General features: G+C 71.3%; 20 protein-coding genes. 14 read left to right on the top strand and 6 right to left on the bottom strand.

Features of this window, described 5'->3' with window-relative positions; all coding sequences use genetic code 11:
* Positions 1 to 241: 241 nt before the first annotated feature.
* The 4 genes from LNW72_RS04395 to LNW72_RS04380 all read left to right on the top strand — a co-directional run bounded on the left by LNW72_RS04395 (position 242) and on the right by LNW72_RS04380 (position 5,660).
* Positions 242 to 1,831, top strand: a complete 1,590-nt coding sequence (locus tag LNW72_RS04395) for a discoidin domain-containing protein (RefSeq protein WP_250974131.1) — start codon at positions 242 to 244, stop codon at positions 1,829 to 1,831.
* A 98-nt stretch (positions 1,832 to 1,929) separates the two neighbouring features.
* Positions 1,930 to 3,345 carry a PhoX family protein gene (locus LNW72_RS04390; protein ID WP_250974130.1) on the top strand — a complete coding sequence of 472 codons (1,416 nt, stop codon included), beginning with the start codon at positions 1,930 to 1,932 and terminating at the stop codon, positions 3,343 to 3,345.
* A gap of 3 nt (positions 3,346 to 3,348) precedes the next feature.
* Complete coding sequence (locus LNW72_RS04385; protein WP_250974129.1) at positions 3,349 to 4,662, top strand: MFS transporter; 1,314 nt, start codon at positions 3,349 to 3,351, stop codon at positions 4,660 to 4,662.
* The gene (locus LNW72_RS04380) at positions 4,659 to 5,660 is read left to right on the top strand and encodes a hypothetical protein (RefSeq protein ID WP_250974128.1); all 1,002 of its coding nucleotides are present in this window, start codon (positions 4,659 to 4,661) and stop codon (positions 5,658 to 5,660) included. The genes LNW72_RS04385 and LNW72_RS04380 overlap by 4 nt, the downstream gene beginning before the upstream one ends.
* Positions 5,661 to 6,036: 376 nt before the next feature.
* Here the strand turns inward: LNW72_RS04380 and LNW72_RS04375 are convergent, their stop codons facing one another.
* Genes LNW72_RS04375 through LNW72_RS04365 form a run of 3 tightly spaced genes read right to left on the bottom strand, consistent with a single transcriptional unit; the run spans position 6,037 to position 8,712 of the window.
* Complete coding sequence (locus LNW72_RS04375) at positions 6,037 to 6,786, bottom strand: FAD:protein FMN transferase (RefSeq protein ID WP_250980018.1); 750 nt, start codon at positions 6,784 to 6,786, stop codon at positions 6,037 to 6,039.
* A gap of 34 nt (positions 6,787 to 6,820) precedes the next feature.
* On the bottom strand, positions 6,821 to 7,324 hold the full coding sequence (locus LNW72_RS04370; protein ID WP_250974127.1) for an FMN-binding protein: 504 nt from the start codon (positions 7,322 to 7,324) through the stop codon (positions 6,821 to 6,823).
* 5 nt (positions 7,325 to 7,329) lie between these two features.
* Positions 7,330 to 8,712, bottom strand: a complete 1,383-nt coding sequence (locus LNW72_RS04365) for a ferric reductase-like transmembrane domain-containing protein (RefSeq protein ID WP_374117139.1) — start codon at positions 8,710 to 8,712, stop codon at positions 7,330 to 7,332.
* Between the two features lie 124 nt (positions 8,713 to 8,836).
* On the opposite strand from LNW72_RS04365, the gene LNW72_RS04360 reads away from it, so the two are divergent.
* Positions 8,837 to 9,583 (top strand): response regulator transcription factor, encoded by a 747-nt coding sequence (locus LNW72_RS04360; RefSeq protein WP_250974126.1) that lies wholly within the window; start codon positions 8,837 to 8,839, stop codon positions 9,581 to 9,583.
* Positions 9,580 to 11,070 (top strand): HAMP domain-containing sensor histidine kinase, encoded by a 1,491-nt coding sequence (locus tag LNW72_RS04355; RefSeq protein WP_250974125.1) that lies wholly within the window; start codon positions 9,580 to 9,582, stop codon positions 11,068 to 11,070. Before LNW72_RS04360 ends, LNW72_RS04355 begins: the two co-directional genes overlap by 4 nt.
* Before the next feature lie 20 nt (positions 11,071 to 11,090).
* Here the strand turns inward: LNW72_RS04355 and LNW72_RS04350 are convergent, their stop codons facing one another.
* Positions 11,091 to 11,573 (bottom strand): hypothetical protein, encoded by a 483-nt coding sequence (locus tag LNW72_RS04350; RefSeq protein ID WP_250974124.1) that lies wholly within the window; start codon positions 11,571 to 11,573, stop codon positions 11,091 to 11,093.
* 376 nt (positions 11,574 to 11,949) lie between these two features.
* On the opposite strand from LNW72_RS04350, the gene LNW72_RS04345 reads away from it, so the two are divergent.
* The 4 genes from LNW72_RS04345 (at position 11,950) to LNW72_RS04335 (ending at position 16,342) form a co-directional block, all read left to right on the top strand.
* The gene (locus tag LNW72_RS04345; RefSeq protein WP_250974123.1) at positions 11,950 to 13,137 is read left to right on the top strand and encodes an ROK family transcriptional regulator; all 1,188 of its coding nucleotides are present in this window, start codon (positions 11,950 to 11,952) and stop codon (positions 13,135 to 13,137) included.
* A gap of 306 nt (positions 13,138 to 13,443) precedes the next feature.
* Positions 13,444 to 13,641, top strand: a complete 198-nt coding sequence (locus tag LNW72_RS42035; protein ID WP_374117138.1) for a lasso RiPP family leader peptide-containing protein — start codon at positions 13,444 to 13,446, stop codon at positions 13,639 to 13,641.
* A gap of 42 nt (positions 13,642 to 13,683) precedes the next feature.
* Positions 13,684 to 15,585, top strand: coding sequence for an albusnodin/ikarugamycin family macrolactam cyclase (locus LNW72_RS04340; RefSeq protein WP_308401878.1), 1,902 nt, complete (start codon positions 13,684 to 13,686; stop codon positions 15,583 to 15,585).
* A gap of 43 nt (positions 15,586 to 15,628) precedes the next feature.
* On the top strand, positions 15,629 to 16,342 hold the full coding sequence (locus tag LNW72_RS04335; protein WP_250974121.1) for a lasso peptide biosynthesis B2 protein: 714 nt from the start codon (positions 15,629 to 15,631) through the stop codon (positions 16,340 to 16,342).
* 225 nt (positions 16,343 to 16,567) lie between these two features.
* On the opposite strand, the gene LNW72_RS04330 is transcribed toward LNW72_RS04335, so the two are convergent.
* On the bottom strand, positions 16,568 to 16,837 hold the full coding sequence (locus LNW72_RS04330) for a hypothetical protein (RefSeq protein ID WP_250974120.1): 270 nt from the start codon (positions 16,835 to 16,837) through the stop codon (positions 16,568 to 16,570).
* A 145-nt stretch (positions 16,838 to 16,982) separates the two neighbouring features.
* Positions 16,983 to 17,924: an MBL fold metallo-hydrolase gene (locus tag LNW72_RS04325; RefSeq protein ID WP_250974119.1), complete on the bottom strand. Its 942-nt coding sequence runs from the start codon at positions 17,922 to 17,924 to the stop codon at positions 16,983 to 16,985.
* A gap of 306 nt (positions 17,925 to 18,230) precedes the next feature.
* Between LNW72_RS04325 and LNW72_RS04320 the strand changes: the two genes are divergently transcribed.
* The 4 genes from LNW72_RS04320 (at position 18,231) to LNW72_RS04305 (ending at position 20,941) form a co-directional block, all read left to right on the top strand.
* Positions 18,231 to 18,788 (top strand): MepB family protein, encoded by a 558-nt coding sequence (locus LNW72_RS04320; protein ID WP_250974118.1) that lies wholly within the window; start codon positions 18,231 to 18,233, stop codon positions 18,786 to 18,788.
* Between the two features lie 162 nt (positions 18,789 to 18,950).
* Entirely contained in the window at positions 18,951 to 19,253 is a 303-nt protein-coding gene (locus LNW72_RS04315; RefSeq protein ID WP_250974117.1) for a trypsin-like serine protease, read from the top strand.
* Positions 19,250 to 19,726, top strand: coding sequence for a trypsin-like serine protease (locus LNW72_RS04310; RefSeq protein ID WP_250974116.1), 477 nt, complete (start codon positions 19,250 to 19,252; stop codon positions 19,724 to 19,726). The genes LNW72_RS04315 and LNW72_RS04310 overlap by 4 nt, the downstream gene beginning before the upstream one ends.
* Before the next feature lie 177 nt (positions 19,727 to 19,903).
* Complete coding sequence (locus LNW72_RS04305) at positions 19,904 to 20,941, top strand: helix-turn-helix transcriptional regulator (protein ID WP_250974115.1); 1,038 nt, start codon at positions 19,904 to 19,906, stop codon at positions 20,939 to 20,941.
* Positions 20,942 to 21,082: the final 141 nt, after the last annotated feature.

Genomic DNA, 21,082 nt, shown 5'->3' with positions numbered 1-21,082 from the left:
CGATCCGCCCGCGGAGTCGATGTGAGGGGAGTGAACGGAGAGTTGCTCGGAATTACAAGTTAGGAAACTTTACTAACTTCTATTGACGGCCACCTGGACCTTTGCCACGCTCGCTGCACGCGGCTTGGCGCGGCATCCCCGGATGTGACGCGCTCAGTGAGAGATCTGCCCCGGCCGTGGGCCTCGCGATGTCCCGGTGCAGCCGGGCTCCGCGATCGATCTCCCACGCCCGGAGGCAGTCGTGTCCCTGCTCCTGCCCGCCCGCCATCGCCGTCTGTACGGCCTGGTGGCGGCCCTCGCCCTGCTCATCACCCTGTCGGCGTCGTCGTCCGGATTCGCGGCCGGCGACGTGCTGCTGTCCCGCGGCAGGCCGGCCCTCTCGTCGTCCGACGAGAGTTCGTCCCTCAACGCGGCCAAGGCGGTGGACGGCGACACCGCCACCCGCTGGGCCAGCGAGGAGGGCCTCGACCCGCAGTGGATCCGCGTCGACCTCGGCGCCTCCCACACCCTCACCCGCGTGCACCTCGACTGGGAGGCCGCCTACGGCAAGGCCTACCGCGTCGAGGTCTCGCCCGACGGCTCCGCCTGGACCAAGGCGTACTCGACGACCACCGGTGACGGCGGCATCGACGAGGTGACCCTGCCGGCCGCCACCGCCGGCCGCTACATCCGCGTGTACGGCACCGCCCGCGGCACCGCATACGGTTACTCCCTCAAGGAGTTCGAGGTGTACGGCCCGGCCGGCGGCCCGGACACCACCGCGCCCACCGCGCCCGGGAACCCGCGCGTCACCGGCACGACCGCCACCTCCGTCTCCCTCGCCTGGGACGCGTCCACCGACGACGTCGGTGTCACCGGCTACCAGGTGGCACGGGACGGCGCGGTCGTCGCGACCGCGACCGGCACCACGTACACCGACACCGGCCGCACCCAGGGGACGGCCTACACCTACACCGTCAAAGCCGTGGACGCGGCGGGCAACGTCTCCGCCGCGAGCGCTCCGGTGACCGGCACGCCCGGTCAGAGCACCACGTCGTTCACGGTCGTCGCCGCCGGTGACATCGCCGATCCCGGCTGCGCCGCGGGCAACAACTGCGGGGCGGAGAACACCGCCAAGCGCGTCGAGGCCATCAACCCCGACGAGGTACTCACCCTCGGCGACAACCAGTACGACACCGGCAGCCTCAGCGACTTCAAGAAGTACTACGGGACGACCTGGGGCCGGTTCCTCAACAAGACCCATCCGTCGACCGGCAACCACGAGTACGACGACAGCACCCCGGCGGCCGGCTACAAGGGGTACTTCGGCAGCCGTGCCACCCCCGACGGCAAGACCTACTACAGCTGGGACCGGGGCGGCTGGCACTTCGTCGCGCTCGACACCGAGATCTCCATGTCCGCGACCTCCGCGCAGGGCAAGTGGCTGGAGGCGGACCTCACCAAGAACACCAACGGCTGCGTCGCCGCGTACTGGCACCGGCCGCTGTACAGCTCCGGGCCGCAGGCCGACATGGTCAGCAAGCCGGTCTGGCAGATCCTGCGCGCCCACGGCGCCGACCTGATCCTGAACGGCCACGACCACCTCTACGAGCGCTTCGCCCCGCAGAACGCGACGGGCGGCGCCGACTCGGCGGGGGTACGGGAACTGATCGTGGGCACCGGCGGCGCCGACAGCTACGGCTTCGAGAGCGCACAGCCGAACAGCCAGAAGCGGATCACCGACGTCAAGGCCGTCCTGAAGCTGACCCTCACCCCGACCACGTACACCGGGCAGCTGATCCGCGACAACGGCTCGGTGCTCGACACCTTCGGTCCCGTCACCTGCCACTGACACGTTCCGTCACCCACTACTGACACCTCCCGTCACCCGCTACCGACCCACGCTCACGCTCAACTCGCGGCGCATGCCGTGGAACAAGGAGACACCACGTGAAACGACACCTGACGGTGCTCACCGCCGCCATGGTGGCCCTGGCGGCCGGAGCCGGCGCGATGTTCGCCGGTTCCGTGCCCGGCCGGGCCGAAGCCGCCGACCGCGGCAATCCGCACGGCGTCACCGGTGACCTGGCGCACTCGTCGACCCGGGCGATCAGCAAGGCGGAGGCACTCGCCCACCCGGAGCGACTGGTCACCCTCGCCAAGAGCCTGCACACACGAGTGGTCAACGCCCGGCTGCCGCTGACAACCGATCAGGGCGCCCTGTGGCCCAGCGACTCCGACCCGCGCTGGCTCATCAGCTGCAACGAGAGCGACCCGGACAAGCCGGGGCTGCTGCGCACGGAGCTCGCGACCGGCAGGTCCCAGACCATCCTGACCGGCACCGAGAGCTGCGACCCCGTGCGGCGCACCGCCTGGGGAACGATCGTCATCGGTGAGGAGACCGGTGGCGGCCCCGAGGGCGGCCGGCTGTACGAGCTGATCGACCCGCTGCACACCACCGGAGTGACGCTCGACCGGTCCACCGGCCGCTTCAGCGGCGGCACCGGCGCGGCGAACCTCACCGTCCGGCCCGGCGTCGGCCGGATGTCCTACGAGGGCATCTCGGTGCTGCCCAACGGCCTGCTCTACTACGCCGACGAGAACCGTCCCGACAAGGGCGCACCCGGCGGCGCGCTGTTCAAGTTCGTGCCGGACAAGCCGCGGGCGGCGGGCGCCGGCCCCATCCACCGGCTGAGCGACTCGCCGTTCGCGTCCGGCCGGGTCTACGGGCTCCGGCTGGGCCGGTACGAAGGCGGCCGGGACTACGGCCAGGGCACCCAGACCGGCCAGGGCGCCTGGATCCCCGTCCCCGACCGCACCGACCCCGACCTGACCGGGGCCACCGCCGCGCTCCATCTGACCGGCCTGTACCGGCCGGAGGACATGGACCTGGACGGAACCGCGCTCGCCGCGGGGCAGGTCCGTGCCTGCGTCAACGAGACGGGAAACGAGGACGAGGCGCAGAACTGGGGCGAGTCGGTGTGCCTGACCGACGGGACGGTGGCCGCCGCCACCACCAACGCGGCCATCCCGCAGGTCCAGTTGTTCGTCCCGGGCAGCCCGGCGGTCAACATGCCCGACAACATGGCCTTCCGGCCCGGCCGCGGCACCTGGATCGTGCACGAGGACGGTGACACCGAGAGCGATCTGCAGGGCTTCCACGGCAACGACCTGTGGAGCTGTCTGCCGGACGGGTCCGACCCCGACCTGCAGAGCGACGGCTGTATCCGGGTGGCGACCGTCAACGATCCGATGGGCTCCTTCACCGGGGGCGTCTTCGACGCGACCGGGCGCCATCTGTACGTGATCGTCCAGTACAACGTCACCGGCTACGGCGTACTGCTCGACATCAGCGGGTGGAAGTAGCCGATGTACATCTCGGCGAGCAGCAGCACCAGTGCCGCCGACGGCGCCCCGGGCCTGCGCCCGGGGCGCCGGGCCGGGCTGCTGCGTACGGTCCCCGCCAACGTGGTCGCACTCGGCGCCGTCAGCATGGTCACCGATGTCTCCTCGGAGATGGTCAGCGCGGTACTCCCGCTCTACCTGGTGCTCCAACTGGGCCTGAGCCCGCTCGCGTTCGGCATGTTCGACAGCCTGTACACCGGCGCGACCGTCCTCGTACGGCTGGTCGGCGGCCATCTCGCCGACCGCCGCCAGCGCCGCAAACTGGTCGCCGGGATCGGCTACGGGCTGTCGGCGGTGTGCAAACTCGGCCTGCTGGCCGCGGGGACCTCGGTGGGCGCCCTCGGCGGGGTGGTGGCCGCCGACCGGGCAGGCAAGGGCCTGCGCACCGCCCCGCGGGACGCGCTCATCTCCCTCAGTACGCCACCGCAGACCCTCGGACTCGCCTTCGGCGTGCACCGGGCGATGGACACCGTCGGCGCCTTCATCGGACCGCTCGCGGCCTTCGCGGTCCTCGCCGCGACCGGCACCGCCTACGACGCGGTGTTCGTCGTCAGCTTCTGCGTCGCCGCGCTCGGTGTGGTGCTGCTCGTCTCGCTGGTCCGGGACCGGCAGGATCCATCCCCGGACCGGCGGGAGCCCGCGCTGCGCGCCGCGTTCGGACTGCTGCGCGCGGCCGCGTTCCGCCGCACCTGCGTCCTGACCGCCGCACTGGGCCTCGTCACGGTCAGCGACTCCTTCATCTACCTGCTGCTGCAAAGGCGGTTGGGGATCGCCCCGGAGTACTTCCCGCTGCTGCCGCTCGGCACCACCGGCGCCTACCTCCTGCTCGCCGTGCCGCTGGGCCGCATGGCGGACCGTACCGGCAGGTTCCGGATGTTCCTGGGCGGCCATGTGGCGCTGCTCGGCGCGTACGCGATGCTCCTCGGACCCGTCGGCGGACTGTTGGTCCTCATCCCGGCGCTCCTGCTGCACGGGGTGTTCTACGCCGCGACCGACGGCGTGCTGATGGCCGCGGCCGGCCCGCTGCTGCCCGCCGGGCTGCGGACCAGCGGGATGGCCCTGCTGCAGACCGGCCAGGCGGGTGCCCGGGTGGTGTCCTCGATCATCCTCGGCGCGGCCTGGACGGCATGGGGTCCGCGCACCGGGCTCGCGGTGATGGCGGCCGGGCTGGCGGTGTGCCTCCTGGTGGCCAGGTTCGGCTTCCCGGCAGGTGGCGCGGACACAGAGGGCGTCCGCGAACCCGACGCCCGGTCGTACGACGAGGAGACGATCTCATGACCGCTTTCCGGCAGCACGCCCGCTTCCGGCTGCTCGCACCGGTGGTCGCCCTGCTGGTGCTGGGCGGGCTCGGGGTCGGCTACAGCGTCCACGCGGCGCGGCGCGAGGCGGTCCCCGCCTTCCACGGCGAGCCGATCGACACCGTCCGCCCCGGCCAACTGCTGTTCCGGGACACCGCTCCCGGGGCCGGCCACGGCAACATCGCGGCCGTGCCGGCCGGCGGCGCCGGCGCTCCCCGTACGGTCAGCGGGCTGGGCTGCGAGCGCTTCTACAGCGCGGCGGGCACCGGCGTCTGCCTCGTCACCAGCACCGGCGCCGTCCCCAGGACGTACGCGCTGATCGTCGACCGTCAACTGCGCGAGGTCCGCCGGGTGAAGCTGTCGGGCATCCCCAACCGCGCCCGGGTCTCGCCCAGCGGGCGGATGGTCTCCTGGACGGTGTTCGTCCAGGGGGACTCCTACAACCGGGGCGGCTTCTCCACCTGGACCGGAATCCTCGACACCCGGACCGGCTACGCGGTGCTGAACATCGAGGACATCCCGTTGTTCATCGACGGCCGCCGCTACCGGGCGTCCGACGTCAACTTCTGGGGGGTGACCTTCGCGGCGGACGACAACCGCTTCTACGCGACCGTGACGACGAAGGGGAAGACGTACCTCGTCCAGGGCGACTACGGGAAGTGGGAGGCGCACACACTGCGTGAGAACGCCGAGTGCCCTTCCCTGTCGCCGGACGGCACCCGGGTGGTGTTCAAGAAGCGGGTCTCCTCCGACGCGGCGCGGCCCTGGCGGCTCTACGTGCTCGACCTGGCGACGATGCGGGAGACCCCGCTCGCCGAGCCGGCGAGTGTCGACGACCAGGCCGCGTGGTTCGACGAGCACACCGTCATGTACGCCAGATCCCGGGGCAAGGGGGGCTCCGACGTCTGGGCCGTCCCGTCCGACGGGACGGGCCGGCCCCGTGAACTGATTGTCGACGCAGCGTCACCAAGTCGCTGAAGGAAGGGTTCCGGGCACGGACGGTGGCCGTCGTGAGTCGGCCGACGGCCACCGGGACCACGCTGTGCGAAACCTGAGTGGGGGTACAACTCGGACGAGGACTCCCAAGAGCGGGCGTACGGCGGCCTGGAGAGCAAGCGCTGTCACGAAGTTGCGTCAAAAGCGAACCCAGAACGCGGCTCAAGCGTCTGAAGGAGTGAGCACAACGAGCCTGCCGGGCACAGCCGTGGCGGCGCTGGAGAGTCAGGAGCGCGTTATGGAACCGGAGCCGGCCGTTGACGTCAGGAGACGTGTCGTCTGTCCCCGCTGCCACAGAGTGAGATGCATCTGCACCTGACGGGCCCCGTCCGGTGGGTCCCGAGGCCGGGTCGGCCGGTCAGCCGGTCCGCCCCGAAGCGGCTCCCGTTTCGCCGAGGCGGCTCCGGGCGAAGCCGCGGGTCTGCCAGGTACCACCGTCGGAAGTGACCGCGAACGCCTCCGCTCCCGGCAGCTCCTCCAGCCACCCGCGGGCCCGGTCCGCGCCCATCGCGCAGGCGGCGGTGGCCCAGGCGTCGGCGTCGGTCAGGCCGCGGGCGAGCACCGTGACCGAGGCGAGGGCGTCGGCCGGGGGTGCGCCGGTGTGCGGGTCCAGGATGTGGCAACCGCGTTCGGCGGGGCCTGAGGTGGCCACGGCCAGCGTGTGCCGGGCCTCGACGACGGTCACGACGGCACCGGGCCGCAGCGGGTCCGCCACCCCCACCCGCCAGGGACCGCCGTGCAACTGCACATCGCCGCCGCCGTTGACGCAGACGGCGGGCGCGCCCGCTGAGCGCAGCATCGCCGCCGCCCGCTCCACGGCCCACCCCTTGACGAGACCGGTCGGATCGAGCCCTCCCGCGTACCGGGCGCTGAACCAGCCGCCGCTGCGCCGCTCGGCGTCCGCACACAGCCGCAGCACCTCCCGTACCTCCGGCGAGCAGTCGTCGGGGGCGAGCTCGCCGCGGGCCAGCCGGCTGAGCTGGCTGCCGGGCCGGTAGGGCGAGAACTCCTCGTCCACGTGGTGCAGCCAGACCGTGGCCGCGGCCAGCGCGGTACGGGTGCGCGGACCGCTGTCACCACGGACGTCGAACGAGAACACGGTGCCCATCACGTGCTCCACGTGCCGCAGCCGCTCCGGGGCGTCAGCCACCGGACCTGTCCAGTGCGCTCTGCAGGGAGCGGATGTACCCCTCGCTGGTGTACGTCGCGCCGGAGACGGTGTCGATGCCCGCGCTCTGGGCGTCGAGGGCCTCCTGGGTGAGTTGTGGAATGGAGAATTCAGCGATCTCCTGGTCCCGGCCGTTCTCGTCGGGCACCTGGAGCACGGAGACCGCGGTGATCTTCGCGCCGGTCAGGGTGATCCGCACCTGCACCGGTCCGAACCGCGTCTGGATGGTGTCCCCGTCCACGGTCCTGACCCCGCCGGACGCCGAACCAGCCGAACCAGCCGAACCAGCCGAACCAGCCGAACCAGCCGAAGCCGACGGGTCGGACCCTGCCGCAGTGGGGGAGGAGGATCCGGAGTTCGTGTTCTGCTGCGCCACCGACTGCTGTTGCGCGTGCGGTTTCAGGGACAGCAGGAGGACGACTCCGGTCACGGTCGCCGCCGCGCTCAGCACGATGCGGCGCAGGGGATGAGTTCTCATGGCGCTCACAGCTCGAAGGATTCGTGGTGGATGCGGCCGGCGGGCACACCGGCCGCGCGCAGTGCGTCGTACGATTCCCGCGCCATGCCGTCCGGCCCGCACAGGTACACGTCGTGCTGTGCGATGTCGGGCAGTATCGTCCGCAGGCCGGTGGCCGTGATGGCGGCGCGGGTGCAGTCCGCCGCGTTGACGGCGTAGTACAGCCGGGCTCCGCGGGACTGGGCTATCGACTCCAGCTCCGACCGCAGGGCCAGGTCCCCCGGTGTGCGGGCCCGGTACAGCAGGGTCAGCTCGCCGGGACGGGCGGGGAGCGTTTCGAACAGGGCGCGCAGCGGGGTGACACCCACACCGCCCGCGAGCAGCAGCACCTTGGAACGGGTCCGGCGGGCGGCGGTCAGCGCCCCGTACGGGCCCTCCGCCCAGACCCGGGTGCCGGGCCGGAGCAGGGCCAGCGCCGCGCTGTGGTCGCCGGCCGCCTTGACGGTGATGCGCAGCCGGTCCTGGCGGGGGGCGGCCGACAGCGAGTACGGGCTGGAGGTCCACCACAGTCCGCCGGTGAGGAACCGCCAGCGCAGGAACTGGCCCGGCTCGGCGCGCAGTTCGGCCAGCCGGCGCCCCTGGATCAGCACGGAGACGACGCCGGGCGCCTCGCGCACGACGGCCGCGACCCGCAGCCGGTGCCGGACGTTCAACCGGACGGGGACGAGAACGCGGAACCACACCACCAGCGTCGCGACCCCGAGGTACAGCGCGTACCAGGCGTTCCGGGCCGCTGCGTTCCCGGCGAAATCGGCGCCCAGGGCGAGTTGGTGGCCGAAGGCGAGGAAGAGCGCGAGATAGGTCAGGACATGCAGGTAGTACCAGGTCTCGTAGCTGACCCGGCGGCGTACGGCACGCGCGGAGAGAACGCCGACGGCGATGAGGATCAGCGCACCCGCCGTTCCCTTGAGCATCTCCGGATAGTCCAGCACCACGGTCGTGGTCTCCCGCACGATGCTCGTGCGGGCCTGCACCGAGTAGCCCCAGATGATCAGGACGATGTGCGCCAGCAGCAGACAGACGGTGTAGCGCCCGGCCATCGCGTGCCAGCGGGCCACCCGGTCGCTCCCCACGCCGCGTTCCAGGGCGGGCACCCTGGCCATGAGGGCGACCAGGACGGCGCAGCCGTAACCGGTGAGGAGGCCGGCGATCCGGCCCGCGCCGATCAGCCACCCCGCGGGCCCGACGACGGCGGCGGTGTCGTGCCACCACAGCGCCAGCACCGCGACGGCACCCGACGCGGCCAGGGCGAGCACCGGCCCGGCCGGTGACCGGCGGCCGCGCGGCACGGGCGGCCCGGGCTGCGCGGAGCCCCGCCGGGCTGCCCGGTGGCCGTAGGTCGTCGCCACGATGTCCCCTTTCGTCGGCTGACGGCCCACTGTGCCGCCGCAACCTCTGAATCAGCTCTGAACCGGCGGCCCGGGGCAGGTCTCATGGGAAACGCAGAGGTTGGGGCGGCATGCTGGACGGACCATGGACACCCCACCCGCGGCACGCCCGCTGCCCTCCCTCACCCGCCCGGACGGCACCCCGGTCCGGGTCCTCGTCGTGGATGACGAGCCGGACCTGCTGGAGGTCCTCGCCGGAGTCCTGCACTACGAGGGCTGGCAGGTGCGGACCGCCGCCGACGGTGCCTCGGCGCTCACCGCGGCCCGGGACTTCCAGCCGGACGCCGTCGTCCTCGACATCATGCTGCCGGACTTCGACGGGCTCTCCGTGCTGCGCGGACTGCGGGACCGGCAGCCCGGGATCTGTGTGCTCTTCCTGACCGCGCGCGACGCCGTCGAGGACCGGATCGCCGGCCTCACCGCGGGCGGCGACGACTACGTCACCAAACCGTTCAGCCTCGAAGAGGTACTGGCCCGGCTGCGCGGGCTGCTGCGCCGCGCGGGCATGACCCGGCAGCGGCCCGACGGGGCCCTGCTGACCGTCGGCGACCTGGTCATGGACGAGGAGGCGCGGGAGGTGACCCGGGACGGGCGGAACGTCGAACTGTCGCCGACCGAGTTCGAGCTGCTGCGGTATCTGCTGCGCAACCCCCGCCGGGTGCTGAGCAAGGCGCAGATCCTGGACCACGTCTGGTCGTACGACTTCGGCGGCCGGGCCCACATCGTGGAGCTCTACATCAGCTATCTGCGCAAGAAGATCGACGTCGGGCACCCGCCGATGATCCACACCGTGCGGGGCGCCGGATACGTCCTCAAGCCGGGCACCCCGTGATCGGACCGCACACCCTGCGCGCCCGGCTGACCTGCGGGCTGGTGGTGCTGCTCGCGGTCAGCTGCGCGGCCGTCGGCGTCGCCGCGGTGCTCGCGCTGCGGGGCTTTCTCACCGAGCGCCTCGACCAGCAGCTCAGCGACGCGGGCGGCCAGTTCCCGGCGAGCCTGGAGCACGCGGGGGAACACGGCGAACCGGACGCGGACAACCACGCGGACACCCGCCGCCAGTCGCCCGGCACCTTCGGCGCCCGGCTGCTCGCCGGAGTGGTCACCGACGCCGCGGTGGTGCGCTCCGGCACCGACACCACGGTGGAGCTGACCGCGGCAGACAAGGCGGAACTGGCGGCCGTTCCGGTCGACGGCGGGGCCCACGACATCGGGCTGTCGGCACTGCACGGCTACCGGGTCAGGGCCGTGGCAGGCGACGACCAGGACGTACTCGTCACCGGTCTGCCGCTGCGGGGCGTCGAGGAGGCCGTGCGCCGGCTCGAACTGGTCGAGGCGGCGGTCTTCGGCGGGGCCCTGGTGGTGACCGGTGTGGCCGGAGCGCTCTGGGTGCGCTGGTCGCTGCGGCCGTTGCGCAGGGTCGCCGCGACCGCCACGGCCGTGACGCGGCTGCCGCTGGACAGCGGCGAGGTCGCGCTGCCGCTGCGGGTCCCGGACGCGGATCCGCGCAGCGAGGCGGGGCAGGTCGCCACCGCCTTCAACCTCATGCTCGGCCACGTCGGAGACGCCCTGTCCAAGCGGCACACGAGCGAGGAACGGCTGCGCCGGTTCGCGGCCGACGCCAGCCATGAACTGCGTACCCCCGTCGCCTCGGTGCGCGGTCACGCGGAACTGGCCCTGCGCCACCCCGGACCGGTGCCGGCCGAGGTACGGCGGTCGCTGGAGCGGGTGGCCGCGGAGTCCGCGCGGATGGGCGAGATGGTCGACGACCTGTTGCTGCTCGCCCGGCTGGACGCCGGCCGGCCGCTGGAGCGCCGACCGGTGGACCTGACGCGGCTGGTGCTGGACGCGGTGGACGACGCACGGGCCGCCGGCCCCGGTCACCGATGGGTCCTCGATCTGCCGGCGGAGCCCGTCACCGTCCCCGGCGACGCCCACCGGTTGCAGCAGGTGGTGGCGAACCTGCTGGCCAACGCCCGCATCCACACCCCGGACGGGACCGAGGTCGCGGTGCGGCTGCGGACCGTACCGGCAGGCGACGGGACGGTCGAGGTGAGAGTCGCGGACAACGGCCCCGGGGTGCCGGAGGCGGTGCGCGCGACGCTCTTCGAACGTTTCGCGCGCGCCGACCGGCGGCGCCCCGGCGCGGGCAGCGGCGCGGGCCTGGGCCTGGCCATCGTCGCCGCCGTGGTCGAGGCGCACGACGGCACGGTCACCGCCCGCAGCCTGCCGGGCCGGTGCGAGTTCACCGTGCGCCTGCCGCTCGGTGAGGGCGCCGGCGGCGCGCAGGAGGGGTTGGAGGGGGATACGGGGCCGCAGTAGTGTGCGGCCCCGCGGCCGGCTCAGGGCCAGTCTTGGGCCATCGAGCGGTCTTCGCGCGCGATCGACTTGCACAACTGCCGGACGAGGGTGTGCGGGCCGACGTGCTTGGTGGCCAGTTCCAGTGCCCGCTCGATCGCCAAGTCGAACGGATCGCGGAGGATCTCCTCGCGGCGTCGCGGATCGGCGGAGGCGGTGGCGAAGAGCGACGTGACGGTGTTGCCCTCACGGGCGGACCAGGCGTTGAGCAGCCCGATGGTGTAACTCCGGGCGGCGGAGGGTTCGTTCCGGCCGGCCCCGGCGTCCGGGAGCGCGGTCCATTCTCGGCCCTCGGCCCGATGGATCCGCATGAGGAAGGTCACCGCGACCTTGGTCAGGGTGAACAGGGTGTCGTCGTCGAGTTCGAGCAGCAGGTCCACCCTGCCGCGGGCCGTGGCCGTCTCGCCGAGAGCGGCTTCCGCGACGGCGGCCTGGAGCAGTACATCGCCCCGCTGAAGGGCATTCATGTCGAGCACGGAGATCCTTGGGTGTGGGGCCGGGGGACTCGCGGGATGACCGCGCGAGGCGGGCCGTCCAAGTCTGTCACCGGTGACTCGCGCGGCACTGGAATGCGTCTCGGGAAGCGCCGGGCCACCCCTCGAGTTCCGCTGGAGGACCGCCGGAACGCCCGTAAGGAGGATCGGTTTACGGCCAAGATCGGAAGATGCTGATCGACTTCCGGGTGTACATGTTCGATATTTTGGAACACTTGGATCCGATGTGGTGAATCAATTGAATTGAAGATACACCTGACATTATTATTGCCTTCAACTTCGTTGTAATCATCACTGCTGGTCGTCGGGGGACTTCATGCTTGACTTACGTGCGCACCTCCGTCCCGCCGTGAGTCACCGCGACAGCAACCGCAAGCGGATCATCCTCGCCATCATGATCAAACCCGATACGCAGGCGGGTATCGTGCGTCGCACGCTCCTGTCACAGGCCACGGTCTCCACCGCCGTGCGCGATCTGGAGAAGGACGGCATCGTCCGGATGGAGCGCAACTCGGCCGCCCAGGGAAAGGGCGGCCGCGGAGTCCCGGTCTGTCTGCAGAGCGCGGCCAATGTGGCCGTGGGCGTCGACCTGGGCTTCAACCACGTCACCGTGATCGCCCGGCGGGTCGACGAGCAGTACGACCGGGTCAAGGTGCAGCAGAGCACCGACGGGGCCAACCGCGGCCTCGCGCACGTGATTCCGCTCGTCAAGAGGATGATCGAGCAGGCGGTGGCCGAGACGGGCCGCACGTCCGACGACATCATCTCCGTGGGCATCGCCGTGCCCCGGATGATCGATCCCCGGAGCGGGACGTTCGCCGCCCCGGTGCTGCCTCCCTGGAGCGAGGGCGGCGACCCGGCGAAGGAGCTGGCCAGGGCGCTCGGGGTCCGCGTGGTGATGGACAATGACGCCAACCTCGGCGCTCTCGCGGAGCAGACCTACGGCGGGAGCGAACACCTGGAGACCGTCGTCTATGTGAAGGCGTCGACCGGGATCGGATCCGGCCTGATCGTCGGCGGCAACCTGCTGCGGGGCCGCAGCGGTATCGCCGGCGAGCTCGGCCATCTGACCATGGATCCGCACGGGGTGATCTGCAAGTGCGGCGGGCGCGGTTGCCTGGAGACCATCATCGGCGCCGAGTACCTCATCGACCAGGTCAGGAAGTCGCAGTTGGGGAACTCGGCGGACCTGCCCGGCTCTCTCGCGGCGCTCATCGCGAAGGCGCACGCGAACGACGCCGTGTGCGTGCGCGCCCTGCAGGACGCGGGCCGGCTGCTCGGCAGGGCGCTCGCGCAACTCTGCAACCTCTTCAACCCGGACGTCATCGTGCTCGGCGGGCAGCTCGCCGCGGCCAAGGACCTGGTCCTGAAGCCCTGCAGGGAGGCCCTGGAGCGGTTCGCGCTGTCGGGCGCCGTGGACCCGTCGACCGGCTTCGAACTGCGGCTCAGCTCCCTGAAGCAGCGGGCCGAGGCGCTGGGCGCGCTCGTCCTCGGGCTCGACTCGATCCTCGCGGACGAGGAGATCGAGGAGAGCTGACGGGCGCGATCGATTTGAAGTCGGAACGGGAAATCCGGCAACCGGTCGGTTCAATTAATTGAGTCCGCGTCATCGACCCGCGATACGAACCGTTTCCCGTCCTATTCGGCACGGACGGTGGCGCCGTTCCTGACGTGGCACTCCTCGACTGGATGTGCGACAACGCGCGTGGACCGTTGGCGGAATCAGGCAACTGATGATGCATCAGTCCAGGTAGAGTTTCATCTTGCCGCACGGTGTTCCCCGACGTCCAACGGTCCGGGGCCACGCGGCGACTGATGACTGCCGACCCATTGCGGAGACCTGATGTCTTTCCTTTCGCGGAACGAGTGTTCCGATGATCTCTGTGTCCAGTGCGGACCGGGTTCTCCGAGGTCAGCGGAGGACAACGGGCCGGCGGTCTACGAGGCCCCGCTCCTCGCCGATCTCGGCCATGTCCGGGAACTGACCCTGGGGAGTTCCTCCAGCGGCAATGCGGACGCCAACTCACAGTATTATTGGTAGGACTCCGGTGACATCGCAGCACATTCCGACCCGGGACGCGCGATGACCCTGCTGACCCGTTTGCCCGCACAGTGTGCGCCGTACGTGGCCGGCACATTCCCCGTACCCGCCCCCGTCCCGGAATCAGCGGACGCGCACGCCGCGCCGAACGACCCGAGGCACTTCCCGGCGGACTTCCCGGCTGGGTTCCCGGCGCACGGGATGAGCAGGATCTGGCCGGGACTGTCCTCCCTGTGGTCCAGGGGCCCGTGGCGATCGGGCGAGTTACGGGTCGTGAGCTGCCAGGGGGCGGGCCTCGTCACGATGGGGCAGTGTTTCGCCGACGACCGACAGCTCAGGGCGGGACTCGTCCAGGCGGTGGAGAGCGACCGCTGGGAGGCCCTCACCCGATGGCCCGGCAGCTACCTCGTCGTCGTGGCGCGGGACGACGAACTCCTCGCGTTCACCGATCTGGCCGGCCAATTCCCCCTGTACTACTGCCCCGTACCCGGGCGGGTGGGCTTCGGCTCCCAACCCGCCGTCGCGGCAGCGGCGGCGGGCATTCCCGTACGGCCCGACCGCGCCACCCTGGCGGCCCAGATCCTGTGCCCCAGCGCAGGACCCCTGCTCGGGGAGCGGTCCGTCCTCGACGGTGTACACCGGCTCGGTGGTGGCCAGGCGCTGCGGATCGACGCCGCAGGACACCCGGAGACGTGGACGTACGAGCCCCTGATCCCGGACCGCCACGCGTCGCTCGCGGACAGCGCCGAAGCGCTGAGGACAGCGCTGACGGCCGCGGTCGGCGCACGCGTGGACCTGGGGGAACGGCTCACCGCGGATTTCAGCGGCGGTCTGGACTCCACCTCCCTCGCCTTCCTCGCCGCACACCGGACGCCGGCGCCGCTCCCCGTCTTCGTCTACCACCACCCGGACGCTCCCTCAGGGGACCTGGAGTACGCCCAGCGGTTCGCCCGGCTCGACGGGCGGCTGGAGCTGACCGTCCTTCCCGGCTCCCGAAAGACCCTCACGTACCACGGACTGGATCAGGTGCGCGGAGCCGGCGAGCCGGAGGCAGCCGCAGTGCATGGCGCCCGGCTACGACTCCGGCTCGCGGGCATCGCCGCAGGGGGCAGCACGGTCCACCTCGGTGGCGAGGGCGGCGACGCCCTCCTCGTACCGGCCGCCGGCCATCTGGCCGACCTCGCACGCCAGGGCGGACCGCGCACCTTCCTGCGGCACTGCCGCGAGGTGGCGCGAGCCCGCCGCGAAGCGCCCACGGCCGTGGCCGCCCGCGCGCTGCGCCTGTCACGAACTTCCCCGGCCGAAGCGCTGGAACGGCTGGCCGACCGCCTGGAACGGCCGTCGGAGAGCATCCCGCAGTGGCTGGACACCATCGCGTGGTGGCCGGACCCGGGATCCGAGGCCGGCTGGCTGACCGGGGCCATGCGAGGCGAGCTGGCCGGGCTGGCCAGAAGCCGCGCACGGACCGGGACGGTGACACCGGGCCTCGGCGTGGGCGACCGGACGGCCCTCACCGAACTCCGTATCGCGGCGACCGTCCAGCACCAACTGTCGGAAACAGCACGTGGGTTCGCTGTGTGGCCGCAGGCCCCGTTCCTCGACAACGACGTGGTCAGGGCGTGTACGGGACTGCCGTCGTACCGCCGGGCCGACCCCCGCACCGTGAAACCACTGCTCGGAGCCGCGCTGGCCGGTCTGGTGCCGGAACCCGTGCTGACGAGGCGCGGCAAGGGGAACTACACGGCTGAGGACTACCAGGGCGCACGGCTGCACGCGCAGGAGATCAGATCAGTGCTCACCGGCTCGCGACTGGCGGACCTCGGGATCATCGACCCCCGGGCCGTCGTCGGCTCGCTCGACCGGGTGCTGATGGGGATCCGGGCTCCACTGGCTGCGCTGAACCGGCTGCTGAGTGCCGAACTGTGGCTCCGCGGTCTGGACTGACGCCCCCCGCGGACCGACCCACCTTCCTGAGGAGAGGGCACCCATGCCGGACCTGTACATCCCCGAGCACATTCATGACAGCGTCGCCCCGCACGGCGGCAGCGTTCTGCTGAACGCACACTCGGGGCAGTGGTACGCCCTGAACTCCACCGCGCACACGCTCTGGCAGGAGTGGCAGCGTACCGGCGACTTCGATTCCGCCGTCGACGCCATGGCACACCGCTACCCACGGGAGCAGCGCACCCAAGTCCGGTCGGACGCGCAAGAGCTGGCCGCCGGGTTGGCCGCGCGCGGGCTGGTGGTGTCCGGGCAGCCGGGGGAGCGGCGGAGCCCGGGGGAGCCGGCCGAGAAGATCCCGGCCGCACGGACGGCACCACGGTCGCGATCCCATCGGGGGCTTCCCCAGCTGGCGTTCGCCATCGCGCTGCTGCTGCTACGGCTCCCGTTCCGGCTCACCGTCGCGTTGGTCGGGGCCCGGCAGCGATGGTGCCGTGCGGCCGCCACGCAGGAGCAGGCGCTGTGGGCGGTGATCGCGGCCGAGGCCGTGGCACGCCGATTCCCCGGACGGGCCGCCTGCCTCGAACTCTCCCTGAGCGCCGTGGTGACGATGGCACTGCTGGGGCGGCGGCTCGATTGGTGCATCGGCACGGTCGACGATCCCTATCGGTTCCATGCCTGGGCCGAGGTCGATGGAGTTCCCGTCACGCACCCCTCCGATTCCGAGAGAGCTCTTTTCCGGCGCGTCCTTTCCCTTTGACCGGCACAAGCCTTCCTTCGGTCCCACGGTGGCTCCTGCGGTCCCAACTGCAGGAGCGGCGCCATCGTGTGACGGGGTCTCACGCCTGGTCGAGACGGGCGGTGGAACTGGCGCCGATGATGGGGATGACCGGCAGCTCGCCGCCGAGGAGCCGGGCGAGGACGACCTGCCCAACACACCGATCCGCCCGGCCGCGCGTCCCCCGCGACGGCCGGGCGACACGGCTTACGAGCTGCGGCAGAGCATTCCCCTACCGGTCGTCCGTATGACGCTCATCCGCCAGGCGTCGAACGTGACGGACTCGCCGGGCAGGATCAGCATCCCGTCGTCCCCGTCCTGCCACGTCTCGCCGATACGGCGCACCTGGACCGCCGGACCCCCGACACCGGCCATGAACATGGTCGGGTCGATCTCCCATCCCCGCGCGTCGAGCCAGGCCTCGAACGCGGCGGTGTCCTCCGCGTCCGCCCCCCGTGGCCATAGGAATTCCGTCATGCTGTCCCCATCCCCCGTACATCCCCCGTAGCGCTCGTGGACCGAGCACACTGATCCTGTCAGGCGGCACTGACAAGCCGCTAAATTTTCGGTATACGCCGACGGTGACTCCGGACACCCCGACCATGACGGCGCCGTCCGGCACTCACCAGCGGAAGACGGAGAAGTCGACGGGCCGGGGCCGCAGGGCCTGGGTACGGGTGGTCAGATCGCGCAGCCGCCGGGCCATCTCCTCGGCGGGGAGCTGTTTGCGGTCTCCGTGTCCCGGCAGGACCCATTCGAAGCGCAGCCGGCCGGCGGTGCGGGCCAGTGAGGCGGCCAGCGCCTCGATGGAGTACCAGGTGACGCTCTCGGCGACTTCGAGATCCGCCGTGGTGCGGGACCAGTAGAAGCTGTCGCCGCTGAAGCAGTACCGCTCGTCCGCCAGGTACAGCACGCTCCCCAGGGTGTGACCGGGCAGCGGATACGCGGTCACCCCTTCGGCGATCTCGACGGGGTCCGTGCCCCGGATGACGTGATCGGCGTCCGGGGAGGCGTCGAGGTCGCCCTCATGGATCCACAGCCGGGCGCCGAACCGGTCGGCGTACCGCCGGCCGTGGGCCGCGTGGTCGCGGTGGGTGAGCAGTACGTCGGTGACGGGGCCCAGCGCCTCGTACCGCGCGGCCAGTCCGCTGTTCCAGCGCGGGGTGTCGACCATCATCAGCTGCCCGGACGGGCGGAGTAAGAGATACGCGTTGGCGCCCGCGGTGTGCGAGGAGTTGTGCCCGCACAGCTGGACGTCGTCGGTCAGACGCAGCGGGAAGGGGTCGGCCGCCGGGTCCAGGGCGCCGGACGGGTGGCGGATCGACCGGGTGTGGCAGGCGAAGGCGGCGGTGTGCAGCAGGCGGAGCTCCGCCGCGTCGCGGGGCTGCCGCAGCAGCTCCGAGCGACGGCCGACCTCGCCGATCAGTCCCGGCGCGAGCTGGCGGGCGACATCGCAGTTCGTACAGCGGTCGTCCACATACCAACCGCCGTTCGCCGCGGCCCGCTCGGCGTCCGGGCCGGTTCCCCCCGCTCGCGCCGGAGATGACGTCCGTCCGTCGTCCATGATGCGACTCCCTCCAGTGGTGCGGCCGAGGTGCGGCCGGGTGTCCCTGAGGGGTATCCCGCGGCCGGCCGACAGGGGAAGGGGGTCTGGACCTTGTACTTTGCCGGAAAGGGGTCTCTGCGGAGGGCCGGGAACCGTCGTTCGCAGGCCGGTACCCGAGGCTCCGGTCTGCCGTCCGGTCCCACTGTCAGTGCCCTCGGCTAGGTTCGAAGACGCACCCGATCCCACGATGGAGACGTCCATGCGCACTCTGGAACCGCCGGCCGGCCGGCCCACCGCCGACGACGCCGAAACCGGAGATCGGGGATGAGCACCGATCCTGGGATGAGCACCGCCTTCGAGCCGTGGACCTCGACCGCCGGGCCGGTCCACAGCGATCTGCGCGCGGCGAAGGAACGGGTGTACGACGTCAACGGCTTCGTCTGCTCCCGGCCGGTCCCCGAGGCGGAGAGCGCCGATTACGGTGCGCACGAGTTCACCCTGGACGGCGCCTCCGTCAGGTTCCGGGCGGCCAGGACGACCCCGACGAAGATCGGGCAGTTCGTCACCGTGTGGAAGCGGTCCCCGGAGGGGCCCATTCAGCCGTTCGACTCCACGGACCCCGTCGACCTCTTCGTGGTCAGTTCGCGCGAGGATCAGCACTTCGGGCAGTTCGTGTTCCCACGGGAGGTGCTCTGCGAACGGGACGTGGTGTCCAGGAACGGCATCGGCGGGAAACGGGCCTTCCGCGTGTACCCGCCCTGGGTCGCAGCGGTGAACCGCCAGGCCCGCGCCGCTCAGGCCTGGCAGCTGCGGTACTTCCTGCGGATCCCTGCGGACGGGCCCGTCGACGGCGAGCGGGCTCGCGCGCTGTACCACCCGTAGTACGGGGACGGGCCGTGAGCACGGCGGGCGCGTGACCGGCCGGCCACACCGGTGAGGGCGGCCCGGACGAGCCGCTGACGCCGCTGTCCGGCCGGGGTGCAACCAGGCGTCCCGCGGCCTCGTCTCAGTGATCCAGTAGTCGGAGCACTTCCAGGAGGATCGATGAAGGCTTGTGTGCGTCTCGCGATGGCCGGCATGGCCGCGGCGGGACTCGTCGTCACCCTGTCCGGCTCGGCCTCGGCGGTGTTCGGCGGCAAGCCCGCCACGACCGACAAGTACCCCTACCTGATCGCGATCGAGACTCCGGACCTGCAGGAGCTCTGCACCGGGGCACTGATCGCTCCCGACAAGGTGCTCAGCGCGGCGCACTGCTTCGACGACATGGATGTGACCGGCCTGCGCTTCATCGGCGGGCGTACCGATCTGGGCACCGCCAAGGGCAGGTCCGGCACGGGGCGAAGGTGAAGGTCCACCCGGACTACCAGGGTTTCGCGGGTGACTACGACGCCGCGGTCGTCACCCTCGACAAGGCTCTGCCGTACAGGACGATCCCGGTGGCCCGGCCGTCGGACTCCGCCCTCTACGGCTACGGGCGCCCGGCCACCGTCCTGGGCTGGGGACGGACGGGAACCGAGGCAGCCGTGGCGAACGGTGACACGGCCGCCGCGGGTCGCCGGCTGAAGGAGGCGACGCTCAAGCTGGCTCCGATGAGTGACTGCGGCCCGTGGTCCTCCACTTCGGCGGTGAAGATCTGCGGACTGCCCCGTGGTGCCGCGCCGGAGAGCATCTGTCCCGGGGACTCCGGGGGACCGCTGATCGCCGGTGGCCGCGTCATCGGTGTGGTGAGCAGCGGCAACAAATACTGCACCCCGGATACCGCCTACTCCACGTTCTCCCGGGTGAGTTCGGTGGCAGCGGGTCTCGGACTCCTTAAATAGTCTCCTTGAGCAACGACAAAGAGGAATTGCAGGAGAGACCTGACGCGTTCGGCCTCCTGTCCCGCGCGAAGCCGGGGCAGGGGGCAACCTTGGAGAGCCGGTGCGGGTCTTTACCCATGGCCGCGCCGAACCGGTACGGCCGCGCCCCGCATTGGGCCTGCGAGCGAAAGAGGCTGCATGCTCCGCGTTCACTTCACCCCCCACGACCTGCAGAACATTCGTATTGCCCAGCACCCCGACCCGCTGTGGGAACTGGTGTGCAGTGTCTGTCGTCTGCAGACCAGACAGGGGCCGCTTGATTTCGGCCAATGGCGCGGTACGGCATATGACCGGCTGCGCAGAGATCCCGTTGTGAAGGGGGCGCTGCATCTGCTGCGGCTATTGATCCCCGCTTCTGGTTACATTCCGGACTTTCTCACACCGAGCAATACCGGCGGCGAACTGTTCGCCGGCATCGACCAGGTGCGCGGTACTCCCCGGGGACAACTGACCCGTGAATTGACACGGCTTGCCGAGTCCCGGCCGGTCCCGGCCTGGGCCACGACGCTGGGCCGGCCGGGGGACAAGGGGCTCGTCCCGCTCACCAAAGCGCTCGCCACCTACCACCGGGCGCTGCTGCAGCCCTTCTGGCCGCGCATCCGGACCGCGATTGACAACGATATCGGCCGGCGGGCGAGCACGCTGCTGGGCGGCGGCACCCAGGCGCTGCTGGAAGGACTGCGCCCGCTGGCGCGGTGGAACTCCCCGACGCTGGAAGTGGATTACCCGGTCGACCGTGACCTGCACCTGGCGGGGCGCGGGCTGCTGCTGGTGCCCTCGTACTTCTGCTGGGGGCGTCCGACCGCGCTCGCGGACCCGGGCCTGACTCCGGTGCTCGTCTATCCGGTGGCGAAGGTGCCGCTCGACGGCGAGGGCGCGACGGAACAGGGACTGGTGCGCCTGCTGGGCAGGACCCGGGCCGCGGTACTGGCCGAGGTGGCCAACCGGAACGCCCGGACCACCTCGGAGGTCGCCGAGGCCGTCGGCGTCACCCTGCCCAGCGTCAGCTATCAGATCGGGGTGCTGCGGGACGGCGGGCTCGTGGCCAGCCGCCGTGACGGCAAGTACGTTCTGCACACGGCGACCCCGCTGGGCCTCCGGCTGCTCGGCGGGGGTACGCCGGGCCTGGTCGACAGTCCGCTCCCGCGGGGCCCGTTTAGCCTGTGCTCGAAATGATTGCCCGTCCGGCCGCCCCGCCGCATGCTGTCCCCGCACCTGCACCTTGATGGTGCACCGACAACGGCCTCCGCGGTGACGCTCTCCGTGTCCCCTTCGGCCGATGCCGCGGCAGCGCAGGAAACGGCAGTGCATGAAAGG

The sequence above is a fragment of the Streptomyces sp. RKAG293 genome, from assembly GCF_023701745.1.
Taxonomy (GTDB): Bacteria; Actinomycetota; Actinomycetes; order Streptomycetales; family Streptomycetaceae; genus Actinacidiphila.
This window is presented reverse-complemented; position numbering and strand designations above follow the sequence as displayed.